Genomic DNA, 25,042 nt, shown 5'->3' with positions numbered 1-25,042 from the left:
CTGATTTAACCTCAGAGGCTTTTCTATTTGTAAAAAAGAGTAACAAAAATCTTTCGTGTATTTGCTACCAATAATCATTGATTGCTGTTTATTTATACAGTATAAATACCTCATCATTACAATGAGGATCTCACCATGAAAATCGAAGTCACGATCGCCAAAGAGAAGAAATTACCCAACGGTGCCGCTGAAGCGCTGCAAAAAGAGTTTGGCCGCCGACTGGAAGCCAGATATCCCGATTGTCAGTTAACTGTGCGGCGTGCGGGTAGCGACGGATTAACGGTATTTGGCGGGGATCGGGATGAGGTGAGTGAGCTGTTACAGGAAACGTGGGAATCGGCAGACGATTGGTTTAATTGAGTGCGGCGAATCGCGCAAGTCTGATACTTTGTATTAGCTCAGACCTGATCTGACAGTTACCGGTTATTTATACAGGTGTCTGTCAGATTAAATCTGGTTCAGATTTTTTTCTGCCCAGACTCGTTTACCATCAAGTAACGTGGCCATTGGCGTACGCCCGCAGCACATTTTACCCTGATGAGTTCGCTCATTATTGTAATGCCACAACCAGTTGTCCAGATCCTTTTGTAGACTTTCTAGGTCCTCGTATAACGTCTTACGGAACGCAACCTGATAAAAATCCTGCAAAATAGTTTTATGGAAGCGCTCGCAGATACCGTTTGTCTGCGGAGACATCGCTTTCGTTTTCGTATGGTCTATATCGTTGATAGCCAAGTACAGCTGATAGTCATGTTGTTCCACTTTACCGCAGTACTCCGTCCCCCTGTCGGTCAGTATTCTTAGCATTGGCAGCCCCTGAGCTTCGTAGAACGGCAGCACGCGATCATTGAGCAGGTCGGCGGCAGAGATCGGTGCTTTACTCGTGTAAAGCTTGCAGTGCGCCACTTTCGAGTACGTATCCACGAACGTCTGCTGGTAGATACGGCCAACACCTTTCAGATTACCCACGTAGAAGGTGTCCTGCGACCCCAGATAACCCGGGTGAGCAGTCTCTATTTCACCACAGGCTTCGTCGTCGTGCGCCTTCTTCTCCAGTGCAGCGATTTGAGCATCAGTAAGTACGATGCCTTCTCTGGCAACTTTTTCCTCAAGTGCCTTCAGGCGCTTACGAAAGTTTTCCAGATCGTGTCGTTGCCAGATGGAGCGCACACCGCTGCCAGAAATGAAGACGCCTTTTTTACGCAGCTCATTACTGGTCCGGTGCTGGCCATGAGCCGGGAACTCAATGGCGTAATCAACAACCGCACGTTCAGTGGCTTCATCAGCACGGTTTTTCAGGTTGGGAACCCGGCGGTTTTGGTTAACCAGTGCGTCAATGCCGCCTTCTGCCGCCAGTTCCTGATAGCGATAAAACGTGTCGCGTGACACCCCCATGATTTTACAGGCTTTTGATACGTTACCGAGTTCTTCGGCGAGATTGAGCAGGCCGGCTTTGTGTTTGATGATGGGATTGTTAGTATGAAGCATGAGAGTTACCTCGTGTTTTGTATAAGGATTCGACACCCATATCAAAACCGGTAACTCTCAACCTTTCAAGGTCCAGTGTCAGATCAAGTCGCGACTAATACACATTATGAATATTTCAACATAAATGTTTCAAACATAACGCCCTGCTTTAGCAGGGCGTTATGTTTTTGCTGAACCAACAACTTAAAACGGAATATCGTCGTCAAAGTCCATCGGAGGTTCATTGCCGCCAGGCATCGGAGCATTGTTCTGTTGGCGCGGTGCTTGCTGTGCACCGCCGCTGAATGCCTGACCACCCTGAGGCTGCTGCGGTTGTCCCCAGCCACCCTGCGGTGCGTTGTTGCCTGCGTTGCCGCCTGCCGGGGCACCACCGCCCTGACGGCCGCCCAGCATCTGCATGGAGCCGGAAATGTCTACCACTACTTCCGTGGTGTAACGATCCTGCCCGCTCTGATCCTGCCATTTACGCGTGCGCAGTTGACCTTCGACATACACCTGTGAGCCTTTGCGCAGGTATTCTCCAGCCACTTCAGCCAGCTTTCCGTACAGCGTGACGCGGTGCCATTCTGTGCGCTCTTTCTGCTCGCCGGTCTGCTTGTCGCGCCAGGTATCTGACGTGGCCAGAGTCAGGTTAGCAACGGCACCACCGTTCGGCAGATAACGGACTTCCGGGTCTTGCCCCAGATTCCCGACAAGAATCACTTTATTAACGCCTCTGCTGGCCATGCTTGTGTCTCCTGATGAGTCAATACGTAAAGTCTAAGCCAGAAATCATAACATGCCAGCACTGTGCTGAGTACCCGCGATGTTGCATCCACACTTTTTTTATTGGTTACATTGTTGCATTAAAATACTGGATATTTATGAGTCTTCTCTTGTTGTGGTGGCTGAAGGCATGATAATGGTGCATTTAATCGCCAGAGGTCAACGTCATGGACGAAAAGTCTCTCTACGCTCATATTCTCAACCTGTCCGTTCCGTGGCAGGTAAGGTCCCTTTCTCTCGATGAAAATGCCGGTTCTGTTACTGTCACTGTTGGAATCGCTGAAAACACCCGGTTAGCCTGCCCGACCTGCGGTAAATCCTGTTCTGTTCACGATCACCGTCATCGTAAATGGCGGCACCTCGATACCTGCCAGTTCACCACGCTGGTTGAAGCAGAGGTTCCCCGCATTATGTGTCCGGAGCATGGCTGCCAGACGTTGCCTGTTCCGTGGGCAGGGCCTGGCAGCCGGTATACGCTGCTGTTCGAATCGTTCGTGCTCTCATGGCTGAAAATCAGCACCGTTGATGCTGTCAGGAAACAACTTAAGCTCAGCTGGAATGCGGTTGACGGCATTATGATCCGGGCCGTTAAGCGAGGTCTTGCCCGGATAAAAAAGCCATTATCCTCCCGTCATATGAATGTGGATGAGGTCGCCTTTAAAAAAGGGCATCGTTACATAACGGTGATCTCCGATCGCGATGGACGGGCGCTGGCCTTAACGGATGATCGCGGCACAGAGAGTCTCGCCGGCTATCTTCTCACGCTCACTGACGGGCAGTTGCTGGCTATCAAAACGCTCTCAATGGACATGAATGCAGGATATATAAGAGCAGCACGTATCCACTTACCCAGTGCGGTTGAGAAAATCGCCTTCGACCGCTTCCATGTAGCAAAGCAACTGGGCGAAGTGGTGGATAAAACCCGCCAGAATGAACATCCGCACCTTCCTGTTGAAAGTCGGCGTCAGGCAAAGGGGACCCGCTTCCTGTGGCAGTACAGCGATAAGTGGATGACCGAATCCAGGCAGGAAAAGCTGATATGGCTGCGTGCACAGATGAAGCTAACGAGCCAGTGCTGGGCGCTGAAAGAGCTGGCAAAGGATATCTGGAACAGGCCATGGAGCGAGGAAAGACGGAATGACAGGCAGAGATGGCTGGCACTGGCGGCCAACAGTGACGTTCCCATGATGAAAAACGCGGCGAAAACGATAGGAAAAAGGCTGTACGGGATCCTGAATGCCATGCGACACAGAGTCTCAAACGGAAATGCGGAGGCACTGAACAGCAAGATCAGGCTGCTGAGGATAAAAGCCAGGGGATACCGAAACCGGGAGCGCTTTAAGCTGGGAGTGATGTTCCACTACGGGAAGCTGGATATGGCGTTCTGAGCCTTCCCACCATGATCGGGGAAGACCCATATTTATTCAGTTTTTTGTTAGTGTAGTGGTCAACTAATATTGGCCACCGCATTAGACTGTATGTAGAACAGTCGCTCAGATTCGTTTGGAGTTAAGCCGCCGTTATACCAGTGAGGCCGGATAGCGCTGTAATACCCCGTGATGTAGCGGATAATCGCGTCCTGGGCTTCGCTGAAGCTGTTGTAACCCTTTGTCGGCACCCATTCTGTCTTCAGGCTGCGGAAGAACCGCTCCATTGGCGCATTATCCCAGCAGTTACCCCGCCGACTCATACTCTGCTTTATCCGGCAGCGCCACAGGGCTTGCCGGTATTGACGGCTGGTATAGTGGCTGCCCTGGTCGCTGTGGAACATGACTCCTGTTGGTTGTCCCCGGAGTTCCCAGGCCATCTGCAACGCTTTAACTGTCAGCGCCGAGTCCGGCGACGTCGACATGGCCCAGCCCACCGGTTTGCGGGCGAACAGGTCTAGCACCACCGCAAGGTAAGCCCAGCATTTGCCCGTCCAGATGTAGGTCACATCGCCGCACCAGACCTGATCCGGCGCGGTAACCGCGAACTGGCGGTTGAGATAGTTCGGTATTTCAACGTGTTCATTGCCGCCGCGTTTGTATTTGTGAGCCGGTCGCTGGCAGCTGGCGATACCCAGCTCCTTCATCAGCTTGCCAGCCAGCCAGCCAGCGCCCCATTTTGACACCAGAGCTGCCGGTGACGATGGTCGCGATACTTCGAGCGCCGGCAGAGCCGCCGCTGGCGTTCCAGGCTTCCATGACGCGGCTACACTTAACCACGCGCTCACCGTCGGGTTCATTAGCGGAAGCCTGCCAGTGCCTGTAGCTGCTGCGATGTACCTCAAAAGTTTGGCACAACGCCGTGACCGGGTATCGCGCCCTCAGCCTGTCGACTACCGTGAACCGTTGAGTGAGTCCGACATTAAGAGCGCCGTAGCCTTTTTTAGGATTTCGTTCTCCATTTCAAGGCATTGGACTTTTTTCTTCATCTCACGCAGCTCGAGCTGTTCAGGGGTAAGAGGAAGTCCCGTTGGCGTTTTTCCCTGTCGTTCAAGGCGAAGCTTATTGACCCAGCGACTAATGGCAGAATGGCTGACATTAACCGCCTCTGCGGCCTTAACGTATGTGTAGCCGTGGTCGACAACCAGCTTTGCGGCTTCGAGCTTAAATTCCGCCGTAAAATGTTTACCCATGAGGTCACCTGTCGTGTTGATGAGGTGAGCATATCACCTCCGATCAGGTGGCCAGTATCAGTGTGCCACTACACACCCGCTGGCTGTCATGAAGAACGGCGTAGCGGCTTTATTTTAGCAGAGGTCATTTATGACAATCCTTAGAATGGACGATGAGATTTTCAATCTTCACGAAGCTGCTCAATTTCTTAAAAAATCGCCACGAACTGTACGCAAACTTATTAAAGATAAACGACTTCGTGCAAGTAAATCTGGATGTAATGGGGGTGGGCAATTCGAGATTTTGAAGTCCGCCTGCCTTGAATATATCCACTATCAGCAACATAATCAGGCCGTGAATGTAGAGAACGGCCATTCAGAGAGGAAATCTAAATGGCAATCAAACAACGTTATGGGAATTGGTACTGTGACTTCGTTGAACCCATATCGTTATACACATCTTTTGGCCATTTTTTGAACAGGATGCTCAGAACCCCGTGAATTAAGGCATTCAAGCCATCCCATTGGCTTTTTGAGGTTCAAAATGCCACTCTGAGATAAACCCGTAACTCATTGATTAAACAGTGCGTTAGAAAGATGTGTATAACGATATGCGTTGAACCGGGTGGCAAAAGAATTAGACGCTGCCTTAACACGACAGACAAAAAGCAAGCGCAGGAACTCTATGATCAGCTGAAAGCGGAAGCATGGCGGATCAGTAAATTAGGAGAAATCCCTGATCATACTTTTGATGAAGCTTGCCTACGCTGGATCAATGAAAAAGGGCATAAGCGTTCTTTAGACGATGATCGCACCAAGATAGAGTTTTTCCTCACCTATTTTTCAGGGAAATCTTTATCCAGTCTAACAGAAAATAACATGATGTAGCCCCCTGTAACACCAGACAGTAGCTGTATCTCCAGATAAGAGATAGGCTTAGATATATGTCTAACAATCATGCTAATTTTGAAATGACCGGGATCCTGTTAGGGCAAGAAGTCCGTAAGCGTAAAACTCCGCAAGAGAAAATCGCCATCATTCAGCAGACAATGGAGCCGGGGATGAACGTCTCCCATGTAGCCCGCCTGCATGGCATCCAGCCCAGCCTTTTGTTTAAGTGGAAGAAGCAATACCAGGAAGGAAGCCTCACCGCCGTTGCGGCCGGAGAAAAAGTGGTTCCAGCTTCGGCGCTGGCGACTGCCCTCAAGCAGGTCCGGGAGCTACAGCGCCTTCTGGGTAAGAAGACGATGGAAGTTGAGATCCTCAAAGAAGCAGTGGAGTACCGCCAGTCGCGAAAATGGATAGCGCACGCGCCCTTGTTGCCAAAGGACGGGGAATAGCTCTGGTCAGCCGCGCCATGAGCGTGTCGCGTGCGCAGCTGTCACTGCGGGTTAACCGTTCTGCCGACTGGCTGGACAGGCGCAGCAACCGGCGTAATGACGAAGCTGATGCTGAGATATTATCGGACATCCTCCGTATCATCAGCGACATGCCCAGTTACGGTTACCGCCGAGTGTGGGGTATCCTGCGTAAGCAACGTCGTGCAGAGGGACTTCCACCGGTGAACGCCAAACGGCTTTACAGGATAATGAGCGAGCATAACCTGCTGTTGTTGAATGATAAAACTGAACGTCCGAAGCGGGAGCATAAAGGCAAAATCGCGGTAGCAGAGAGCGATATGCGCTGGTGCTCAGATGGCTTCGAGTTCGGTTGTGACAACGGCGAGAAGCTGCGGGTGACGTTCGCACTGGACTGCTGCGACCGGGAGGTCATAGACTGGGCAGCGAGCACCAGGGGTTATGACAGTTCAACCGTGCAGGATGTGATGCTGAGGTCGGTGGAAAAACGCTTCGGTAGCGCGCTGCCGGATAAACCAGTGCAATGGCTGACGGATAATGGTTCAGCGTACACAGCGCATGAAACGCGGAAGTTCGCCAGAGAACTGAATCTGGAGCCCTGCACAACAGCAGTGAGCCGTCCACAGAGTAACGGCATGGCAGAACGGTTCGTGAAGACGATGAAATCGCCTTCATGCCAAAACCCGATGTGCGAACAGCGCTGAAGAACCTTGCAGCGGCGTTCAATCATTACAATGAAAACCATCCGCACAGTGCGCTGGGATACAACTCCCCAAGAGAATATCGGCGCCAGCGGGCATCGTTAACTTAAGATACAAAAACTGTCCGGAGATGGTGGGTCAAGATCACTAACAGAAAATAACATTATGCAAGCTGTAGCAAAAATGCCAAATCGTAAACATCGTCAGATATGGGAGGCCAGACGGGATGCTGCACTACGTAAAGGTCTACCTGTTCCTTATTATGTTGAAAAACCTGTATCTGCCGCTACGCGGAGCCAGCACCTCTCTTTTATGCGAGGTCTGTTGAAGATTGCGGCTGATGAATGGAAATGGATTGAAAAAGCACCTGTGGTCAAAGTTAGAAAACCCGTTAGTCGGCGGATCCGCTGGTTAACGCAAGATGAGGCTTCCACACTGATTAAATGTATGCCTGAAAGTTTCCGACACATCGTCATCTTCGCGCTCGCTACCGGGCTACGCCGCTCAAATATCATCGATCTTGAGTGGTCACAAGTGGACATGCAACGGAAGGTTGCCTGGATACACCCGGAAAATGCCAAAGCAGGAAGAGCGATAGGCGTTGCTCTGAATGATACCGCCTGCAAGGTTCTGAGAGACCAGATAGGACGCCACAACCGTTATGTCTTTGTCCATACTAAAGCGAAACATAAAGCAGGAGGAGGAAAAACGCCGGAAGTCAGGAAACTGCGCGTAGATGATAACTCAGCCTGGAAGACCGGCCTAAAGCCATATCGTTATACACATCTTTCTAACGCACTGTTTAATCAATGAGTTACGGGTTTATCTCAGAGTGGCATTTTGAACCTCAAAAAGCCAATGGGATGGCTTGAATGCCTTAATTCACGGGGTTCTGAGCATCCTGTTCAAAAAATGGCCAAAAGATGTGTATAACGATATGGCCTAAAGCGCTCGGGGATAAAAGATTTCAGATTTCATGATCTGCGTCATACTTGGGCAAGCTGGTTAGTACAGGCAGGAGTGCCATTGTCTGCTTTACAAGAAATGGGAGGCTGGGAATCTATCGAAATGGTGCGCCGCTACGCACACCTTTCGCCCAGCCACCTGACCGAGCATGCCAAGAAAATTGACGAGGCGTTGGCGAACGATGTCACTAATCTGGCACTTTTGGATAACGCTTAGGAGACAAAACCAAGTAACCCATTGATTGTATTGGTGCGCCCTGTAGGATTCGAACCTACGACCTACGGCTTAGAAGGCCGTTGCTCTATCCAACTGAGCTAAGGGCGCATATAGTGCGGTGTCACTATGGTAGGTAACCATAGTGGGCTGGATTATACCCACCCGTCTTGGTGAGTCAACGCATTGCGCCCGGAATTATGTTATCCGGTGAATCGCTGTACAGTTTTGCGCGATATCTGTTAACTCGCTTCCAGATTATCCCCCTTGCGTACAAAGGCAATATATTGTGTATTAAGCACATGCAGGTCTGACAATTGCCAAGAGAAGAGCCCTATTGATGCAACGAAACCTTTTGATGCGAGTGCCTCAACGCGCTGTGCAGGTAGGCTTCCCGTCATTTTTGCCGTATTGTTTACTCTGTTGTGCGCCTCGCCATCGGCTACGGCCGCTGATAACACGACGCCTGTGGATGTGGCTGCTGCTGCAAAAATCAATGTAGACAGTGAAGTCGCCAAATTGCAAAAGCAGCTAGATGGCATCAAGCAGCTAGATGGCATCAAGCAGCAGTTCTCCAACGCTGCCAGCGACAGCAAATACGGCGAATTGAATGACGCCGTGCAGCAGTTAATCGGCAACACTAACGATCTCGCAACCGCATTAGCACCGCTTCAGGCACAGCTTCAGGCGCAAGTCGATGAGCTGGGGCCTGCGCCAGAACAGGGGACCGCGATAACGGAAACCAGCGAGGTCACTCGTAAACGTGCCACGTTGAATGTGCAAAAAACCAAACTGGACGCGCAACTTGAGCAGATTCAGGCCATCCGAACGGGGGCTCTCAATCTCTCGGCGCAGATTATTACTCTGCGTCGCAATGCGCTAAAAACGCAACTGGCGCTTAACTCGGGCAGCATTCTGGGCGCACGTTTCTGCTCCCCGTTGTTGGCGTCTCAGGCCGAAGATGAAAAGCGATTGACGCAGTTTCAGGCGCAGCTCAGCGATACGCTGAGTGCGACCTGGGAGCCCGACTGACGGTATGGAACGCTATTTTATCTGCTGTTGGCGCTGGCGTTAGCCACGGCTGGCCAGCGTCTATTGGAAAAATATCTGGCACGTGCCGGGATCCGTTGGCTGCCGGAAGGACGGTTGCGCCGCAGTTTCCTCGCTTCTGCTACTGTGCTCTCTTCCGTCACGACCATCGGGTTTGCCGCGAATCTGCTGGACTATACGTTAGCGCGCCCCGGCGATGTACCGGCCACTATCGGGAGTTTTCTCGATAACCTGGTGCGGCTTGCCGTGTTTAGCGCCATGATTGCTGGGTTGGGGCGGGCGTTTCTTTCCAACCATGGTCCATCCTGGCGCTTGCCTGCTATGGCTAACCCGGTTGCCAAAGCGATGGATCCGTTCCCGATTATTGCCGCCAGTCTGATGTTTGTGTTTGGCATGCTTGAACAGCTTAACACCACGGTGGGCACCTCCGTTGCTGTCACTATCGTTGGGAACGGGCTGTCTGCATTGGCGTTGGCGTTAACGGTGGGGGCGATTGCGCTGCGCAGCAATCAGGTGCGACGGCAGATGGTAGAAGCGGGTGAGCAGCCGGAAGCGCGCTCTACGCTGTCAGGGTTGGTGCATTTGGCTACTTTGCTGACGGCGATTGCCGTGCTGATTTCATTGGCAATTGGCTATATCTCGCTGGCGCGTTTCTTGATTTATGAGCTGATATGGGTGGGGATGGTGCTTTCCTGCCTGTATCTGCTGATAACCCTGGTAACCGATCTCAGTGAAAGCATTTTTTCGCCGAATACCGCCAGCGGGCGCCGTATTAAACGCTCTCTCAATCTGGACGATCGTCATCTGGCGCAGGCGACTTCCTTGGTGTCGGTGTGTGGAACAGTCTTTCTGATTCTGATGGGCGCCGTGGCGTTGCTAAACGGCACCTTTGGTACCACGACACCGATCGAGTTCTTACAAAAATCAGTGGAAATCTGGGGCGGTAAGGGACTGGAGTCGTTAAGTATCGTCCCGGCCAATCTGGTAAATGCCGCTGTTTGTCTGGTGATTGGTATCTATGTTTTACGCTCATCCCGGCGTTGGTTAGAAGATGATTTCTTGCCGAAGACCACGCTGGAAAAGGGGATTCGTGCCTCGCTGGTTACCCTGTTTACCAATATCGGTTATATCCTGCTTATTCTGTTGACGTTGGCTGCGTAGGGGATCTAGTGGAATAAATTGGCGTGGATTGTCAGCACACTTTCGGTCGGGATCGGTTTTGGTCTGCAAGAGATCGTTAAGAACTTTATCTCAGGGCTGATTTTACTTACCGAACGTCCGGTCAAAGTTGGGGATTTGGTTAATATCAGCGGTGTAGAAGGGGATATCCGACGTATCAATGTGCGCGCGACGGAAATTCAACTTGGCGACCGCTCCAAGGTGATTGTGCCAAATTCACAGTTCATCTCGCAAAACGTTCGTAATATCACCATGGGGAATGCGATGGGAGTGGCAACGCTGGCGCTAACTTTCCCTCTGGATGCCGATCCTGAAACCATTCGGTAGATCTTGCTCAGCGCTTATGGCGATCATGAATCCATTTTGGAAACCCTCGCGCCTTCGGTAACCTTTAGCTAGCTTACGCCGACGGGGATGGTGCTGAGTGTGACAGGGTATGTTCCCAGCCCCCGTATGGTCTCAGGAGCAAAAAGCGACTTGTTGTTTCAGATTATCAAGCGGTTGCGCACAGCCAGCATTCTGCTGGCATCTCCTCAGAAAATGGTGCTGGAAAACGCCTCGGACACGACCTTGCTGCCGGAATAACAAAAACGCCCATCGTGAAAAAGCATGATGGGCGTTTTACTTATTAGCCTGAAACAAGCTGCTTTAGCGTTGTTATTCGACCTGTGCTTTCACTCGCGCGATATAGATTTCACGCAGTCGTTTGGCGATCGGGCCGGGCTTACCAGTACAGATGGTTTTACCATCCAGTGAAACCACTGGCAGTACAAAGGTGGTGGCTGAACTGAGGAAAATCTCGCTGGCATGGTAGGCCTCTTCCGGTGTGAAGGGACGCTCTTTCAGTGCGATATTGTCCTTGGTGGCGAGTTCAAGCAGTGACTGACGTGGGATGCCGTGCAAAATGTCATTGCTCAGTTGGCGCGTTACCACGGTGTTATCGGCCAGCACGATATAGCAGTTGCAGGAACTGCCTTCGGTGATAAACCCGTTTTCCACCAGAAACGCGTCATCCGCGCCTTTGCTGTGGGCCACTTCTTTTGCCAGACAGGCGGCCAGCAGGCTGACGGTTTTGATATCACGGTGGTGCCAGCGAATATCTGGGCAGGTCACTACGTGCAGGCCGGTTTCGGCTTTCTGGTTATCGATAACCGAGCGTGCCTGGGTAAACAGCACCAGCGTGGATTTCACTTCCGCACCGGGAAAATGAAAATCGCGATCGCCCGCGTTGCCACGGCTGAGCTGTAAATAGATCGCCCCTTCGTGTAGTTGGTTTTTGTCGATCAGCGCTAAATGGATCTTTTTCAGTTCATCAATAGAGACTGGCAGCTGCAGTGCGAGTTCACGGCAGGAACGCTGCAAGCGCGTGATGTGGCCGTCATATTCAGCCAGTTTCCCATTGATGACCGCTGTCACTTCATAGACGGCGTCGGCGAACAAAAAACCGCGGTCAAAAACGGAAACCTTGGCGTCCTGCTCTTCTACATACTGACCGTCAACATACACAATACGTTGCATTACAACACTCCTAAAGAAGGTAAATGACCTGGCAGTAAAAGTGCATGCGAGATCACACACGAATCAGCACTAGGCTGTGTCCCTTAATTACATAACCTCTGGTAAAACAATCGGATGCAGCTCAGTTTCAACATTGCCAGATAATTCCTCGCCGTTTTGTCGTAACGTGTCGCAATGCGACGGTATTCTTTCAGACGGCCAAAGCACCGCTCAACAACGTTCCGATTGCGGTAGGCGTCACGATCGAGCTTTGAACGACCATCCACCGCCATTTTTTCAGTGGATTTTCGGGGGATGACAGTTTTTATACCTCTGTTTTTCAGCTCGTTACGTAATACATGCCCGGAGTACGCCTTGTCAGCGAGTACCGCATGACCACGGCGTTTCATACTGCCGTTCTGGCGTTGAACACCAATACCGTCCAAAAGACGTAGTGCAAACTGACTTTCATGAGCCTGACCGGGGCTCAACACGATGTTTAACGGAAGACCACTTCCGTCTGTAGCCATATGGATTTTGGTGCCAAAACCACCTCGAGAGCGACCCAGCCCATTATCTCCGGTGATATCGGGATGTTTTTTTGAGCACCGGCAGCACATTTCAGCGCCCTGATATTGCTACCATCCAGCGCAGTCGCTGACCAGTCCACGAGGCCATAGGCATCAAGTGATGAAAGTAACTTATTGAAAATAATGTTAATGACTCCCGATTATGACCATCGGTTAAAGCGGTTATAAACGGTTTTCGATGGGCCGTATCGCTCAGGTAAATCACGCCATGGGGCACCAGAGCACAGCCTCCAGAACATGCCATTGATAATCATGCGATGCTCAGCCCATGGGCGTCCGGCCTGTGGTATTGCTGGTTCAGCAGGGAGTAAGGGCTGGATGATAGCCCATGCTTCATCGGGAAGGTCGTAGCGAGCCATAGTTCAAAATTATGTAGAAAAAAATAGTTAGTATAACTCATGGGATTAAGTGTATTAGCTCAGACCTGATCTGACAGTTACCGGTTATTTATACAGGTGTCTGTCAGATTAAATCTGGTTCAGATTTTTTTCTGCCCAGACTCGTTTACCATCAAGTAACGTGGCCATTGGCGTACGCCCGCAGCACATTTTACCCTGATGAGTTCGCTCATTATTGTAATGCCACAACCAGTTGTCCAGATCCTTTTGTAAACTTTCTAGGTCCTCGTATAACGTCTTACGGAACGCAACCTGATAAAAATCCTGCAAAATAGTTTTATGGAAGCGCTCGCAGATACCGTTTGTCTGCGGAGACATCGCTTTCGTTTTCGTATGGTCTATATCGTTGATAGCCAAGTACAGCTGATAGTCATGTTGTTCCACTTTACCGCAGTACTCCGTCCCCCTGTCCGTCAGTATTCTTAGCATTGGCAGCCCCTGAGCTTCGTAGAACGGCAGCACGCGATCATTGAGCAGGTAGGCGGCAGAGATCGGTGCTTTACTCGTGTAAAGCTTGCAGTGCGCCACTTTCGAGTACGTATCCACGAACGTCTGCTGGTAGATACGGCCAACACCTTTCAGATTACCCACGTAGAAGGTGTCCTGCGACCCCAGATAACCCGGGTGAGCAGTCTCTATTTCACCACAGGCTTCGTCGTCGTGCGCCTTCTTCTCCAGTGCAGCGATTTGAGCATCAGTAAGTACGATGCCTTCTCTGGCAACTTTTTCCTCAAGTGCCTTCAGGCGCTTACGAAAGTTTTCCAGATCGTGTCGTTGCCAGATGGAGCGCACACCGCTGCCAGAAATGAAGACGCCTTTTTTACGCAGCTCATTACTGGTCCGGTGCTGGCCATGAGCCGGGAACTCAATGGCGTAATCAACAACCGCACGTTCAGTGGCTTCATCAGCACGGTTTTTCAGGTTGGGAACCCGGCGGTTTTGGTTAACCAGAGCGTCAATGCCGCCTTCTGCCGCCAGTTCCTGATAGCGATAAAACGTGTCGCGTGACACACCCATGATTTTACAGGCTTTTGATACGTTACCGAGTTCTTCGGCGAGATTGAGCAGGCCGACTTTGTGTTTGATGATGGGATTGTTAGTATGAAGCATGAGAGTTACCTCGTGTTTTGTATAAGGATTCGACACCCATATCAAAACCGGTAACTCTCAACCTTTCAAGGTCCAGTGTCAGATCAAGTCGCGACTAATACAAATGAAGACGCCTTTTTTACGCAGCTCATTACTGGTCCGGTGCTGGCCATGAGCCGGGAACTCAATGGCGTAATCAACAACCGCACGTTCAGTGGCTTCATCAGCACGGTTTTTCAGGTTGGGAACCCGGCGGTTTTGGTTAACCAGAGCGTCAATGCCGCCTTCTGCCGCCAGTTCCTGATAGCGATAAAACGTGTCGCGTGACACACCCATGATTTTACAGGCTTTTGATACGTTACCGAGTTCTTCGGCGAGATTGAGCAGGCCGGCTTTGTGTTTGATGATGGGATTGTTAGTATGAAGCATGAGAGTTACCTCGTGTTTTGTATAAGGATTCGACACCCATATCAAAACCGGTAACTCTCAACCTTTCAAGGTCCAGTGTCAGATCAAGTCGCGACTAATACAGATTAAGGGACACAGCCTAGCCTTGCAGCGCTTTACTGATTTTCTCAAACAGATCGCCAGAGAGGTTATCCAGCGTTTTCAATTGCTCCAGTGACTGACGCATTAACGTCTGACGCGATTCATCATAGCGTTTCAACCGGATCAGTGGCTCAATCAACCGAGCAGCGACCTGCGGATTGCGGGTATTGAGATCGCTGAGGATCTCGGTCAGGAAACGGTAGCCCTCTCCATCCGCGGCATGGAACGCGGCCGGGTTGGCACTAGCAAACGCTCCAACCAGCGCACGCAGTCGATTGGGGTTATTCAAGCTGAATGAACGATGGTTCAGCAACGCTCGCACCCGAGACAACACGTCACTGGCCGGACTGGTAGCTTGCGAGGTAAACCACTTGTCCATCACCAGGCCATCGGTGTGCCAGTGATCGTCAAACTGCGCCATCAACGTATCGCGTATCGGCAGTTGCGCACTGACTGCACTGGAGAGCGCCGCCAACGCATCCGTCATGTTATCCGCCTGCTGATATTGTGCGTTTACCAGCGCATCAGCCTGCGCCACCTCACCAAACGCCAGATAATAGAGGCAGGTGTTGCGCAGCGCGCGTTTACCAATATCAGCATGTTCGATACGGTACTCTGCGGTGACGTTAACGCGATAAACCGCGAGCCACTCATCGGCCAGCTCTGTCGCCAATGTTCGAACCATCGCTTCGCGCACTTCCGCAATGGCTAGCGGGTCGATAATCTCAAACAGCTCCGCGATTTCGTTTTCGCTGGGCAGCGTCAGAATTTGTGCCGCCAACATCGGATCCAGCGCAGGATCCAACAATACCCCACGAAACGCATCGGCCAGATGCAGTGGCAGCGAGAGCGGTTGGTGTTGCTGATAGCGCGCCACGTTGAGACGAATATGGTTTGCCAGCAGGCTTTGCGCCGCATCCCAGCGCGAGAAATCATTGCGTGCGTGACGCATCAGGAAGGTCAGTTGCGCATCGCTCCAGGCATAGTTGAGTTTAACCGGCGCAGAGAACTCCCTTAATAAAGAGGGGATCGGCTGACTCGGCACATTATCAAACACAAACGTCTGTTCTGCTTCGGTCAGGTTTAATACCGAATCGATCGTCTGACCTGCATATTGCAACGGAATCACGTTGCCCTGCTGATCGTACAGTTCAATATCCAACGGAATATGCAGCGGGCGTTTTTCCTGACCATCCGCGCCTACGGGCGTTTTTTGGCTGACCGACAGCAGATATTGCTGCGTTGCAGCATTATAATCATCGCGCACCGTCACCACCGGCGTACCCGACTGGCTGTACCAACGGCGGAACTGTGTCAGATCCACTCCCGAGGCATCTTCCATCGCCTGCACAAAATCATCACAGGTGGCCGCACTCCCGTCATGACACTCCACATAAAGCCGCATGCCCGCCTGAAATTTATCCTCACCCAGCAACGTATGCAGCATGCGGATCACTTCCGAACCCTTCTCGTACAATGTCAGGGTGTAGAAGTTATTCATTTCAATGACCTGATCTGGGCGGATCGGATGCGACATCGGGCTAGCGTCTTCGGCAAACTGCGCACCGCGCATCACACGCACGTTGTCGATGCGGTTTACCGGGCGCGATCCCAGATCTGAGCTGAACTCTTGATCGCGAAACACCGTCAGTCCTTCTTTTAAGCTGAGCTGGAACCAGTCACGGCAGGTAATGCGGTTACCGGTCCAGTTGTGAAAATATTCATGGCCGATCACCGCTTCAATGTTCAGATAATCTTTATCGGTAGCGGTTTCTGCCTTGGCAAGCACGTATTTGGAGTTAAAGACGTTAAGCCCTTTATTTTCCATCGCACCCATATTAAAGAAGTCCACCGCGACGATCATATAGATGTCGAGGTCATACTCCAGACCGAAACGGGTTTCATCCCACTTCATGGCATTTTGCAGCGAGGTCATCGCCCAGCCCGCACGATCGAGATTGCCGCGATCGACATACAACTCCAAGGCCACTTCGCGCCCGGAACGGGTGGTAAAGCTGTCGCTGAGCACATCGAAGTCCCCCGCCACCAGCGCGAACAGATAGCACGGTTTCGGGAACGGATCCTGCCACTCAACCCAGTTTCGACCATCATCCAGGGTGCCCTGTGCGATGCGATTGCCGTTGGAAAGTAAATAAGGATAGCGAACCGGATCGGCGGTGATACGCGTGGTAAAGCGCGCCAGTACATCGGGGCGATCCAGATAATAGGTGATGTGGCGGAACCCTTCCGCTTCACACTGGGTACAAAGCGCAACACCAGATTGGTATAATCCCTCCAGCGCGCTGTTGGCGGCGGGGTTGATCTCTGTGACGATGCTGAGCGTGAAAGCGTCGGGCAGGTGCGTTAACACCAATCCATCATCCTCAACCTGATAGTGCGGCCAGGCTTGACCATCCACTGTCAGGCTTAACAGCGTCAGCCCTTCACCGTCCAGTTTTAACGGCGCCCCCGCCTCTCCCTGCCGAACCACCTGGCTAACTGCCGTGACGTGCGTTTTCTGTGCATCCAGAACAAAATCAAGCGCTATATCGCTGATGGTATAGTCCAGCGCACGGTAATCATGACGGTATTTTACTTGCGGCTGTTGATTCATAGAATGTTTACACCTCACTCTTTGCTTTGACAGTTCAGTTTATGCCTGTTACAACGATGTTGCCATCATTAAGAGCCTACTCCAGTAGGCGTAATTGGCGCAGCCAGTTTGGTCACGGACAGCGTGCGGAAACTGGAGCGTACCCGGAGTATGTGAAGATTTCGAGCACTGCCCAAGACCAAAATGGCAAGTAAAATAGCCCTAATAGAATAGGCGCTAGGTGAATGAGAATAATAGCCGGGCCAGAGCACGAAAGGCCCAGACCCTGTACATAAATTTGTGTAATTGCCTGATTTTGATATGTTCAATCCAACATCAAAAACAGGTTAATTTATGGACGAAAAACAGTTGCAGGCTCTGGCTAACGAACTGGCCAAAAATCTCAAAACCCCTGACGATCTCAGCCAATTCGATCGCCTGCTGAAGAAAATCAGCGTTGAGGCTGCTCTCAACGCCGAAATGTCCCACCATCTGGGCTACGATAAAAATCAGCCCAAACCGGGGGCCAACTCCCGCAACGGCTATTCCACAAACACCGTGACCACCGGCGATGGCCCTCTGGAACTACGTACTCCGCGCGATCGTGATGGCTCCTTCGAACCACAACTGGTGAAGAAAAACCAGACCCGGATCACCGGGATGGATAACCAAATCCGGTGCCTGTACGCCAGAGGGATGACCACCCGCGAGATAGCGTCTGCGTTCAACGAGCTGTATGACGCGGATGTCTCACCGGCGCTGGTCTCGAAGGTCACCGACGCCGTGATGGAACAGGTTACTGAATGGCAAAATCGTCCACTGGATGCAGTCTATCCCATTGTTTACCTTGACTGTATCATCCTGAAGGTCCGGCAGGACAGTCGCGTCATCAATAAATCCGTGTTCCTGGCACTGGGTATCAACATCGAGGGCCAGAAAGAACTGCTGGGTATGTGGCTGGCCGAAAACGAGGGCGCGAAGTTCTGGCTCAATGTGCTGACAGAACTAAAAAACCGCGGCCTGAACGATATCCTCATCGCCTGTGTCGACGGTCTGAAAGGCTTCCGGGACGCCATCAACGCGGTGTATCCGGAAGCCCGCATCCAGCTGAGCATCGTGCACATGGTACGCAACAGCCTGAGGTTCGTCTCTTGGAAGGACTACAAAGCCGTCACACGCGACCTGAAAGCCATCTATCAGGCCGCTACGGAAGAAGCAGGCCAGCAGGCGCTGGAAGCATTCGCCAGCGCATGGGACAGCCGCTATCCACAGATAGGCCGGAGCTGGCAGACGAACTGGAGCAATCTGGCAACGTTCTTCGCTTACCCGGCAGATATCCGCAAAGTCATCTACACAACCAACGCCATCGAGTCGCTGAACAGTGTGATCCGGCATGCGATTAAAAAAAGCAAGGTGTTCCCGACTGACGACGCAGTGAAAAAGGTGGTGTGTAGTGGTCAACTAATATTGGCCACCGCATTAGACTGTATGTAGAACAGTCGCTCAGATTCGTTTGGAGTTAAGCCGCCGTTATACCAGTGAGGCCGGATAGCGCTGTAATACCCCGTGATGTAGCGGATAATCGCGTCCTGGGCTTCGCTGAAGCTGTTGTAACCCTTTGTCGGCACCCATTCTGTCTTCAGGCTGCGGAAGAACCGCTCCATTGGCGCATTATCCCAGCAGTTACCCCGCCGACTCATACTCTGCTTTATCCGGCAGCGCCACAGGGCTTGCCGGTATTGACGGCTGGTATAGTGGCTGCCCTGGTCGCTGTGGAACATGACTCCTGTTGGTTGTCCCCGGAGTTCCCAGGCCATCTGCAACGCTTTAACTGTCAGCGCCGAGTCCGGCGACGTCGACATGGCCCAGCCCACCGGTTTGCGGGCGAACAGGTCTAGCACCACCGCAAGGTAAGCCCAGCATTTGCCCGTCCAGATGTAGGTCACATCGCCGCACCAGACCTGATCCGGCGCGGTAACCGCGAACTGGCGGTTGAGATAGTTCGGTATTTCAACGTGTTCATTGCCGCCGCGTTTGTATTTGTGAGCCGGTCGCTGGCAGCTGGCGATACCCAGCTCCTTCATCAGCTTGCCAGCCAGCCAGCGCCCCATTTTGACACCAGAGCTGCCGGTGACGATGGTCGCGATACTTCGAGCGCCGGCAGAGCCGCCGCTGGCGTTCCAGGCTTCCATGACGCGACTACACTTAACCACGCGCTCACCGTCGGGTTCATTAGCGGAAGCCTGCCAGTGCCTGTAGCTGCTGCGATGTACCTCAAAAGTTTGGCACAACGCCGTGACCGGGTATCGCGCCCTCAGCCTGTCGACTACCGTGAACCGTTGAGTGAGTCCGACATTAAGAGCGCCGTAGCCTTTTTTAGGATTTCGTTCTCCATTTCAAGGCATTGGACTTTTTTCTTCATCTCACGCAGCTCGAGCTGTTCAGGGGTAAGAGGAAGTCCCGTTGGCGTTTTTCCCTGTCGTTCAAGGCGAAGCTTATTGACCCAGCGACTAATGGCAGAATGGCTGACATTAACCGCCTCTGCGGCCTTAACGTATGTGTAGCCGTGGTCGACAACCAGCTTTGCGGCTTCGAGCTTAAATTCCGCCGTAAAATGTTTACCCATGAGGTCACCTGTCGTGTTGATGAGGTGAGCATATCACCTCCGATCAGGTGGCCAGTATCAGTGTGCCACTACAGATCTGATCCGATGATTACCCAAACTTTCTATTTATTCAACAAAGCCAATAAAAAGCCGATGAATATTATCAAAGGTAAGGTAATGCCTTCAAATAGTTGGCTTTTGTGATATTCTGCCGCTATTTGAGGTTTCCACGTGGTTACTGTTTTTGTTCATTGCCCTCGCTGCCATTCAGATAAAGTTTATCGACATGGCCTTAGTCCAACTAAGCGCGAACGCTTCCGGTGTTAGTGCTGTCGCCGTGTATTCCAGCTTACCTACCGCTATGAAGCGCGAAAGCCGGGAGTCAAAGAGCAGATCGTTGATATGACCTTCAACGGTGCCGGTGTTCGCGATACCGCCAGAACGTTGAAAATCGGCATCAATACGGTCATCCGGGCTTTAAAAAGCTCTCGCCCCGCAGGATAACGTCTTCTCCCGTTGCTCACGCCGACGTCGCCCTTATCTGTGAACTTGATGAGCAATGGAGCTTCGTTGGCAGTCAGGCGCTACAGCACTGGCTCTGGTACGCTTACAATACCAAAACGGGCGGTGTTCTGGCCTACACTTTTGGCCCCCGAACCGATGAGACCTGCCGTGAATTGCTGGCTCTGTTGACACCGTTCAACATCGGCATGATTACCAGTGACAACTGGGGCAGCTATGCAAGAGAGGTTCCGAAGCAGAAACATCTGACTGGCAAGATCTTCACGCAACGCATAGAGCGCAATAACCTGACGCTCCGTACCCGCATTAAACGACTGGCGCGTAAAACGATTTGCTTCTCGCGCTCCGTCGAGATCCACGAAAAAGTCATCGGAGCCTTCATCGAAAAACACATGTTCTACTAATTGGAGTCATTACCAAAGGTAATCAGCTGTTATCCAGATAACAATCACTGACGCGCCTGATAGCGATTTATCATTTATTACGTCAAAAATTTAATGAGGAAAAATAATGGATATCAAAAAGCCTTATTTGCTTTTTCTTGGTGATGCGCACGATCAGTTAGCCGCCAAGGTCGCTATCGGCATCAAGCAATGGCATCCCGAATATTGTGTGGGCCAATACCGTATGGCGGACTGTCACGCGGATTGCGGCCTGCCGGATCTGGATATCGCAGCAGCACGCACCGCCGGAGCACAAACCTTGGTAATTGGCGTAGCCAACCGGGGTGGCATTATTTCTCAGCAATGGATCGCCATTTTGCGTGAAGCGCTAGAAAGCGGCATGGATCTCGCTGCCGGACTGCACAACAAACTCGCTGACGTACCGGAATTGCGCGAACTGGCGACAAAACTGGGACGTTCCTTGTTTGATGTGCGCCATCTAACGGAAACCTACCCGGTGGCAAACGGCCGCAAGCGCAGCGGCAAACGCTTGTTGCCCGTCGGCACCGATTGCTCCTGTGGCAAAATGTACACGGCGCTGGCCATCGAAAAAGAGATTCTGGCAAGCGGCGGCAAGGCGACGTTCCGCGCCACCGGCCAGACCGGTATTCTGATCAGCGGTGCAGGTGTCAGTATTGATGCAGTGGTTTCTGACTTCATCGCCGGTGCCGTTGAAGTATTGGCGCCCGCCAATGATGCAGATCATTGGGATGTGATTGAAGGCCAAGGTTCACTGTTCCACCCGTCCTTCGCAGGCGTAACCACCGGGATTATTCACGGTGCGCAACCGGATGCGCTGGTACTGTGTCATGAACCAACACGCAAAACCATGCGTGGCGTTGACTACCCGATCCTCGATCTGGCGGCCTGCATGGCACTCAACCTGTCGATGGCGCGGCTGACCAATCCTAACGCCCGATTTGTGGGCATCTCGGTGAATACCTCGGCACTGGATGAAGACGCCGCCCTCTCTCTGCTGGCAAACATTGAAGCTGAATTCGGCCTGCCGGCGGTTGATCCGGTGCGTCACGGTGTGGGCCGTATCGTTGAAGCATTGGCCAGCCTATGACCGAACTTACCTTATCTCGTGAAAGCTGGCCGCTGCGTGAAGTGTTTACCATTTCACGCGGCAGCAAAAGGCAGGCCGATGTGGTGGTTGCCGCCCTTCGGACCGGTGATATTACCGGCTACGGTGAATGTCTGCCTTATGCGCGCTATGGTGAGTCGGTCGACAGTGTCACAGAGCAAATTGCTTCGCTTGAGAGCGACTTGCGCAACGGACTGGACATACTCACGCTGCAATCCCGTTTGCCTGCGGGAGCGGCGCGCAACGCGCTCGACTGCGCCTTATGGGATTTGGAGTGCAAGCTCTATCGTCAACGCATCTGGCAACGCCTCACTCTGCCGGTACCGCACACGCTGGAAACCGCCTATACCCTGTCTCTGGACACACCAGAGCACATGCGCCAGGCGGCAGAGAAGCAGGCACACCGCCCTTTGCTAAAGTTGAAGCTGGCCGATCAACACGATCTGGAACGCGTCGCCTCCGTGCGCGCGGGGGCTCCTTCTGCCCGCCTGATCGTGGATGCCAACGAGGGGTGGGATGAAGCGCTTTATACCCGGCTGGTGCCGGAACTGGTCAAACTGGGTGTTACCATGATTGAACAGCCAATGCCCGCAGGGAAAGATGAGGCGCTGGCATCCCTGCCACGCCCCATCCCGATTTGTGCCGATGAATCCTGTCATGACAGCCATTCATTGGCCGGACTGGTGGGTCGTTACGACATGATTAACATCAAACTGGATAAAACCGGCGGTTTAACCGAAGCGCTGCGTCTGCGTGATGAAGCAGTCAAGCACGGGCTAAAAATTATGGTAGACTGCATGGTCAGTACATCGTTAGCGATGGCACCTGCGTTTATCGTGGCGCAGGGGGCTGATGTGGTGGATTTGGATGGCCCGCTGTTGCTGCAACGCGATCGCGATAACGGGCTGGACTACCAAGGCAGCATCATCAACCCGCCTTCAGCCGCGCTGTGGGGCTAGGCTGTGTCCCTTAATCCCATGAGTTATACTAACTGTTTGTTTCTACATCATTTTGAACTATGGCTCGCTACGACCTTCCCGATGAAGCATGGGCTATCATCCAGCCCTTACTCCCTGCTGAACCAGCAACACCACAGGCCGGACGCCCATGGGCTGAGCATCGCATGATTATCAATGGCATGTTCTGGGGGCTGTGCTCTGGTGCCCCATGGCGTGATTTACCTGAGCGATACGGCCCATGGAAAACCGTTTATAACCGCTTTAACCGATGGTCAAAATCGGGAGTCATTAACATTATTTTTAATAAGTTACTTTCATCACTTGATGCCCATGGCCTCGTGGACTGGTCAGCGACTGCGCTGGATGGTAGCAATATCAGGGCGCTGAAATGTGCTGCCGGTGCTCAAAAAAACATCCCGATATCACCGGAGATAATGGGCTGGGTCGCTCTCGAGGTGGTTTTGGCACCAAAATCCATATGGCTACAGACGGAAGTGGTCTTCCGTTAAACATCGTGTTGAGCCCCGGTCAGGCTCATGAAAGTCAGTTTGCACTACGTCTTTTGGACGGTATTGGTGTTCAACGCCAGAACGGCAGTATGAAACGCCGTGGTCATGCGGTACTCGCTGACAAGGCGTACTCCGGGCATGTATTACGTAACGAGCTGAAAAACAGAGGTATAAAAACTGTCATCCCCCGAAAATCCACTGAAAAAATGGCGGTGGATGGTCGTTCAAAGCTCGATCGTGACGCCTACCGCAATCGGAACGTTGTTGAGCGGAGCTTTGGCCGTCTGAAAGAATACCGTCGCATTGCGACACGTTACGACAAAACGGCGAGGAATTATCTGGCAATGTTGAAACTGGGCTGCATCCGCCTGTTTTACCAGAGGTTATGTAATTAAGGGACACAGCCTAATCTGTCCCCAAGGTTCCCGCGTTAAGCCATATCGTTATACACATCTTTTGGCCATTTTTTGAACAGGATGCTCAGAACCCCGTGAATTAAGGCATTCAAGCCATCCCATTGGCTTTTTGAGGTTCAAAATGCCACTCTGAGATAAACCCGTAACTCATTGATTAAACAGTGCGTTAGAAAGATGTGTATAACGATATGGCGTTAAGCGGGAACCAGTTTTCTGTGATAAGTGTTTTACTTTCCCTCTCGATCTCATTACCATTCCCCGCCGTGCGTCAGGAAGTCACCCGCTTTATTGTTATTTTGCATGCATGACTTTTGGGATCTCAGGAGACACTATGTTATATACCGTAATCAAGAAGGCACTCTTCCAGCTCGATCCAGAACGGGCTCACGAATTTACCTTCCAGCAGTTACGTCGTTTATCTAATACCCCCTTTGAATTTCTTATTCGCCAATCCGTTCCCACCAAACCTGTTACCTGCATGGGCCTTTCTTTTAAAAACCCACTCGGCTTAGCCGCCGGTCTGGATAAAGATGGCGATTGTATTGATGCGCTGGGCACAATGGGCTTTGGTCATATTGAAGTCGGTACGGTAACACCGCGTCCGCAGCCGGGTAATGATAAACCGCGTCTGTTTCGCGTCGTAGAAGCGGAAGGGTTAATTAACCGCATGGGATTTAATAACCATGGCGTGGATAACCTGATCGAGAACGTAAAAAAATCCCGTTTTGGTGGTGTGCTGGGAATTAATATCGGCAAGAATAAAGATACGCCCGTAGAACAGGGTAAAGATGACTATTTGATCTGCATGGACAAGGTCTATGCACACGCCGGATATATTGCGATCAATATCTCTTCACCGAATACGCCGGGATTACGTTCTCTGCAATACAGCGAAGCGTTGGACGATCTGTTGCAGGCGATTAAAAATAAACAAGAAGCATTGCATCAACAGCATCAAAAATATGTGCCGATCGCGGTGAAGATCGCGCCGGATCTTTCTGAGGAAGAATTGATCCAAATTGCTGATAGTTTGGTGCGCCATAAAATTGATGGGGTAATTGCCACCAATACCACACTGAATCGTGATTTGATTCAGGGGTTAAATCATTGCGGGCAAACCGGTGGGTTAAGCGGACGTCCGTTACAGCAGTGCAGCACCGAAGTTATTCGTCGTCTGGCACAAGAATTGAACGGCCGTTTGCCGATTATTGGCGTTGGCGGGGTCGATTCACTGATGGCCGCACGGGAAAAAATGGCAGCGGGTGCATCCCTGGTACAGATATATTCCGGCTTTATTTTTCATGGACCGCGCCTGATTAAAGATATCATTACCCATATTTAATCTTTTCATCACATCATTTCTCGTTGGGGGTTTATTTATTCCCCCAGCTAAATAACTGTTCCGAATAGTAGATCACCTGAAGGGAACTCAGTCCGAGTCATATCGTTATACACATCTTTCTAAC

Annotated in this window: 13 protein-coding genes, 1 tRNA gene and 10 pseudogenes; 14 read left to right on the top strand and 10 right to left on the bottom strand. The window is 51.7% G+C overall.

The window, feature by feature from the left end; all coding sequences use genetic code 11:
- Positions 1 to 135: 135 nt before the first annotated feature.
- Complete coding sequence (locus ACWWJF_RS13555; RefSeq protein WP_455869729.1) at positions 136 to 360, top strand: DinI-like family protein; 225 nt, start codon at positions 136 to 138, stop codon at positions 358 to 360.
- Between the two features lie 87 nt (positions 361 to 447).
- Here the strand turns inward: ACWWJF_RS13555 and ACWWJF_RS13550 are convergent, their stop codons facing one another.
- Together ACWWJF_RS13550 and ACWWJF_RS13545 are read right to left on the bottom strand one after the other, a co-directional pair.
- Positions 448 to 1,488, bottom strand: coding sequence for an IS481 family transposase (locus ACWWJF_RS13550; protein ID WP_455868660.1), 1,041 nt, complete (start codon positions 1,486 to 1,488; stop codon positions 448 to 450).
- 183 nt (positions 1,489 to 1,671) lie between these two features.
- Positions 1,672 to 2,214 carry a single-stranded DNA-binding protein gene (locus tag ACWWJF_RS13545; protein ID WP_291968279.1) on the bottom strand — a complete coding sequence of 181 codons (543 nt, stop codon included), beginning with the start codon at positions 2,212 to 2,214 and terminating at the stop codon, positions 1,672 to 1,674.
- A gap of 206 nt (positions 2,215 to 2,420) precedes the next feature.
- Here ACWWJF_RS13545 and ACWWJF_RS13540 point away from each other — a divergent pair, with 206 nt between their 5' ends.
- Positions 2,421 to 3,641, top strand: coding sequence for an ISL3 family transposase (locus ACWWJF_RS13540; RefSeq protein WP_455869728.1), 1,221 nt, complete (start codon positions 2,421 to 2,423; stop codon positions 3,639 to 3,641).
- A gap of 59 nt (positions 3,642 to 3,700) precedes the next feature.
- Here ACWWJF_RS13540 and ACWWJF_RS13535 read toward each other — a convergent pair.
- A pseudogene (locus ACWWJF_RS13535) lies at positions 3,701 to 4,873 on the bottom strand (IS3 family transposase).
- Between the two features lie 145 nt (positions 4,874 to 5,018).
- Here ACWWJF_RS13535 and ACWWJF_RS13530 point away from each other — a divergent pair.
- The 5 genes and pseudogenes from ACWWJF_RS13530 to ACWWJF_RS13510 all read left to right on the top strand — a co-directional run.
- Positions 5,019 to 5,330 (top strand): helix-turn-helix domain-containing protein, encoded by a 312-nt coding sequence (locus ACWWJF_RS13530; protein WP_455869727.1) that lies wholly within the window; start codon positions 5,019 to 5,021, stop codon positions 5,328 to 5,330.
- A 119-nt stretch (positions 5,331 to 5,449) separates the two neighbouring features.
- Positions 5,450 to 5,734 (top strand): annotated as a pseudogene (locus ACWWJF_RS13525) (integrase); the annotation flags it as partial.
- Positions 5,735 to 5,823: 89 nt separating this feature from the next.
- A pseudogene (locus ACWWJF_RS13520) lies at positions 5,824 to 7,021 on the top strand (IS3 family transposase).
- Between the two features lie 61 nt (positions 7,022 to 7,082).
- Positions 7,083 to 7,664, top strand: a pseudogene (locus tag ACWWJF_RS13515) (tyrosine-type recombinase/integrase); the annotation flags it as partial.
- A 180-nt stretch (positions 7,665 to 7,844) separates the two neighbouring features.
- A pseudogene (locus ACWWJF_RS13510) lies at positions 7,845 to 8,093 on the top strand (tyrosine-type recombinase/integrase); the annotation flags it as partial.
- A gap of 31 nt (positions 8,094 to 8,124) precedes the next feature.
- Here ACWWJF_RS13510 and ACWWJF_RS13505 read toward each other — a convergent pair.
- Positions 8,125 to 8,201 (bottom strand) — tRNA-Arg (locus ACWWJF_RS13505).
- A 288-nt stretch (positions 8,202 to 8,489) separates the two neighbouring features.
- Between ACWWJF_RS13505 and ACWWJF_RS13500 the strand changes: the two are divergent.
- Positions 8,490 to 10,904 (top strand): annotated as a pseudogene (locus ACWWJF_RS13500) (DUF3772 domain-containing protein).
- Between the two features lie 72 nt (positions 10,905 to 10,976).
- On the opposite strand, the gene ACWWJF_RS13495 reads toward ACWWJF_RS13500, so the two are convergent.
- The 5 genes and pseudogenes from ACWWJF_RS13495 to pepN form a co-directional block, all read right to left on the bottom strand.
- The gene (locus tag ACWWJF_RS13495) at positions 10,977 to 11,837 is read right to left on the bottom strand and encodes a D-amino-acid transaminase (protein ID WP_455869726.1); all 861 of its coding nucleotides are present in this window, start codon (positions 11,835 to 11,837) and stop codon (positions 10,977 to 10,979) included.
- An 83-nt stretch (positions 11,838 to 11,920) separates the two neighbouring features.
- Positions 11,921 to 12,765: pseudogene (locus ACWWJF_RS13490) on the bottom strand (IS5 family transposase).
- A 108-nt stretch (positions 12,766 to 12,873) separates the two neighbouring features.
- On the bottom strand, positions 12,874 to 13,914 hold the full coding sequence (locus ACWWJF_RS13485) for an IS481 family transposase (protein WP_455869725.1): 1,041 nt from the start codon (positions 13,912 to 13,914) through the stop codon (positions 12,874 to 12,876).
- Between the two features lie 102 nt (positions 13,915 to 14,016).
- Positions 14,017 to 14,322, bottom strand: a pseudogene (locus ACWWJF_RS13480) (helix-turn-helix domain-containing protein); the annotation flags it as partial.
- Positions 14,323 to 14,440: 118 nt separating this feature from the next.
- Positions 14,441 to 17,056: an aminopeptidase N gene (gene pepN, locus ACWWJF_RS13475; protein ID WP_455869724.1), complete on the bottom strand. Its 2,616-nt coding sequence runs from the start codon at positions 17,054 to 17,056 to the stop codon at positions 14,441 to 14,443.
- A 333-nt stretch (positions 17,057 to 17,389) separates the two neighbouring features.
- On the opposite strand from pepN, the pseudogene ACWWJF_RS13470 reads away from it, so the two are divergent.
- Positions 17,390 to 18,484: pseudogene (locus ACWWJF_RS13470) on the top strand (IS256 family transposase); the annotation flags it as partial.
- 8 nt (positions 18,485 to 18,492) lie between these two features.
- Here ACWWJF_RS13470 and ACWWJF_RS13465 read toward each other — a convergent pair.
- A protein-coding gene (locus ACWWJF_RS13465; RefSeq protein ID WP_455868400.1) for an IS3 family transposase occupies positions 18,493 to 19,661 on the bottom strand; the annotation gives its coding sequence in 2 pieces (ribosomal slippage) (positions 18,493 to 19,406 and positions 19,406 to 19,661; 1,170 coding nt in all).
- A 210-nt stretch (positions 19,662 to 19,871) separates the two neighbouring features.
- On the opposite strand from ACWWJF_RS13465, the pseudogene ACWWJF_RS13460 reads away from it, so the two are divergent.
- From ACWWJF_RS13460 to pyrD, 5 genes and pseudogenes are all read left to right on the top strand, one after another.
- Positions 19,872 to 20,566: pseudogene (locus tag ACWWJF_RS13460) on the top strand (IS1 family transposase).
- A gap of 106 nt (positions 20,567 to 20,672) precedes the next feature.
- Positions 20,673 to 21,674 carry an N-acetyltransferase DgcN gene (gene dgcN, locus ACWWJF_RS13455; protein ID WP_455869723.1) on the top strand — a complete coding sequence of 334 codons (1,002 nt, stop codon included), beginning with the start codon at positions 20,673 to 20,675 and terminating at the stop codon, positions 21,672 to 21,674.
- Entirely contained in the window at positions 21,671 to 22,651 is a 981-nt protein-coding gene (dgcA, locus tag ACWWJF_RS13450; RefSeq protein ID WP_455869722.1) for an N-acetyl-D-Glu racemase DgcA, read from the top strand. The genes dgcN and dgcA overlap by 4 nt, the downstream gene beginning before the upstream one ends.
- A 59-nt stretch (positions 22,652 to 22,710) precedes the next feature.
- Positions 22,711 to 23,555 (top strand): IS5 family transposase gene (locus ACWWJF_RS13445; RefSeq protein WP_455869721.1). Its coding sequence is split into 2 segments (ribosomal slippage): positions 22,711 to 23,056 and positions 23,056 to 23,555, totalling 846 coding nucleotides; the frame shifts between segments, so codons are not numbered across the junction.
- A 352-nt stretch (positions 23,556 to 23,907) separates the two neighbouring features.
- On the top strand, positions 23,908 to 24,918 hold the full coding sequence (pyrD, locus tag ACWWJF_RS13440) for a quinone-dependent dihydroorotate dehydrogenase (RefSeq protein ID WP_455869720.1): 1,011 nt from the start codon (positions 23,908 to 23,910) through the stop codon (positions 24,916 to 24,918).
- Positions 24,919 to 25,042: the final 124 nt, after the last annotated feature.

This window comes from Symbiopectobacterium sp. Eva_TO (assembly GCF_053848865.1).
This window is presented reverse-complemented; position numbering and strand designations above follow the sequence as displayed.

What these genes read in the sequence shown, in the direction of transcription:
- ACWWJF_RS13555 (WP_455869729.1), top strand. Translation starts at nt 136, where the DNA reads ATGAAAATCGAAGTCACGATCGCCAAAGAGAAGAAATTACCCAACGGT.
- ACWWJF_RS13550 (WP_455868660.1), bottom strand. Translation starts at nt 1,488, where the DNA reads ATGCTTCATACTAACAATCCCATCATCAAACACAAAGCCGGCCTGCTC.
- ACWWJF_RS13545 (WP_291968279.1), bottom strand. Translation starts at nt 2,214, where the DNA reads ATGGCCAGCAGAGGCGTTAATAAAGTGATTCTTGTCGGGAATCTGGGG.
- ACWWJF_RS13540 (WP_455869728.1), top strand. Translation starts at nt 2,421, where the DNA reads ATGGACGAAAAGTCTCTCTACGCTCATATTCTCAACCTGTCCGTTCCG.
- ACWWJF_RS13530 (WP_455869727.1), top strand. Translation starts at nt 5,019, where the DNA reads ATGGACGATGAGATTTTCAATCTTCACGAAGCTGCTCAATTTCTTAAA.
- ACWWJF_RS13495 (WP_455869726.1), bottom strand. Translation starts at nt 11,837, where the DNA reads ATGCAACGTATTGTGTATGTTGACGGTCAGTATGTAGAAGAGCAGGAC.
- ACWWJF_RS13485 (WP_455869725.1), bottom strand. Translation starts at nt 13,914, where the DNA reads ATGCTTCATACTAACAATCCCATCATCAAACACAAAGTCGGCCTGCTC.
- pepN (WP_455869724.1), bottom strand. Translation starts at nt 17,056, where the DNA reads ATGAATCAACAGCCGCAAGTAAAATACCGTCATGATTACCGTGCGCTG.
- dgcN (WP_455869723.1), top strand. Translation starts at nt 20,673, where the DNA reads ATGGATATCAAAAAGCCTTATTTGCTTTTTCTTGGTGATGCGCACGAT.
- dgcA (WP_455869722.1), top strand. Translation starts at nt 21,671, where the DNA reads ATGACCGAACTTACCTTATCTCGTGAAAGCTGGCCGCTGCGTGAAGTG.
- pyrD (WP_455869720.1), top strand. Translation starts at nt 23,908, where the DNA reads ATGTTATATACCGTAATCAAGAAGGCACTCTTCCAGCTCGATCCAGAA.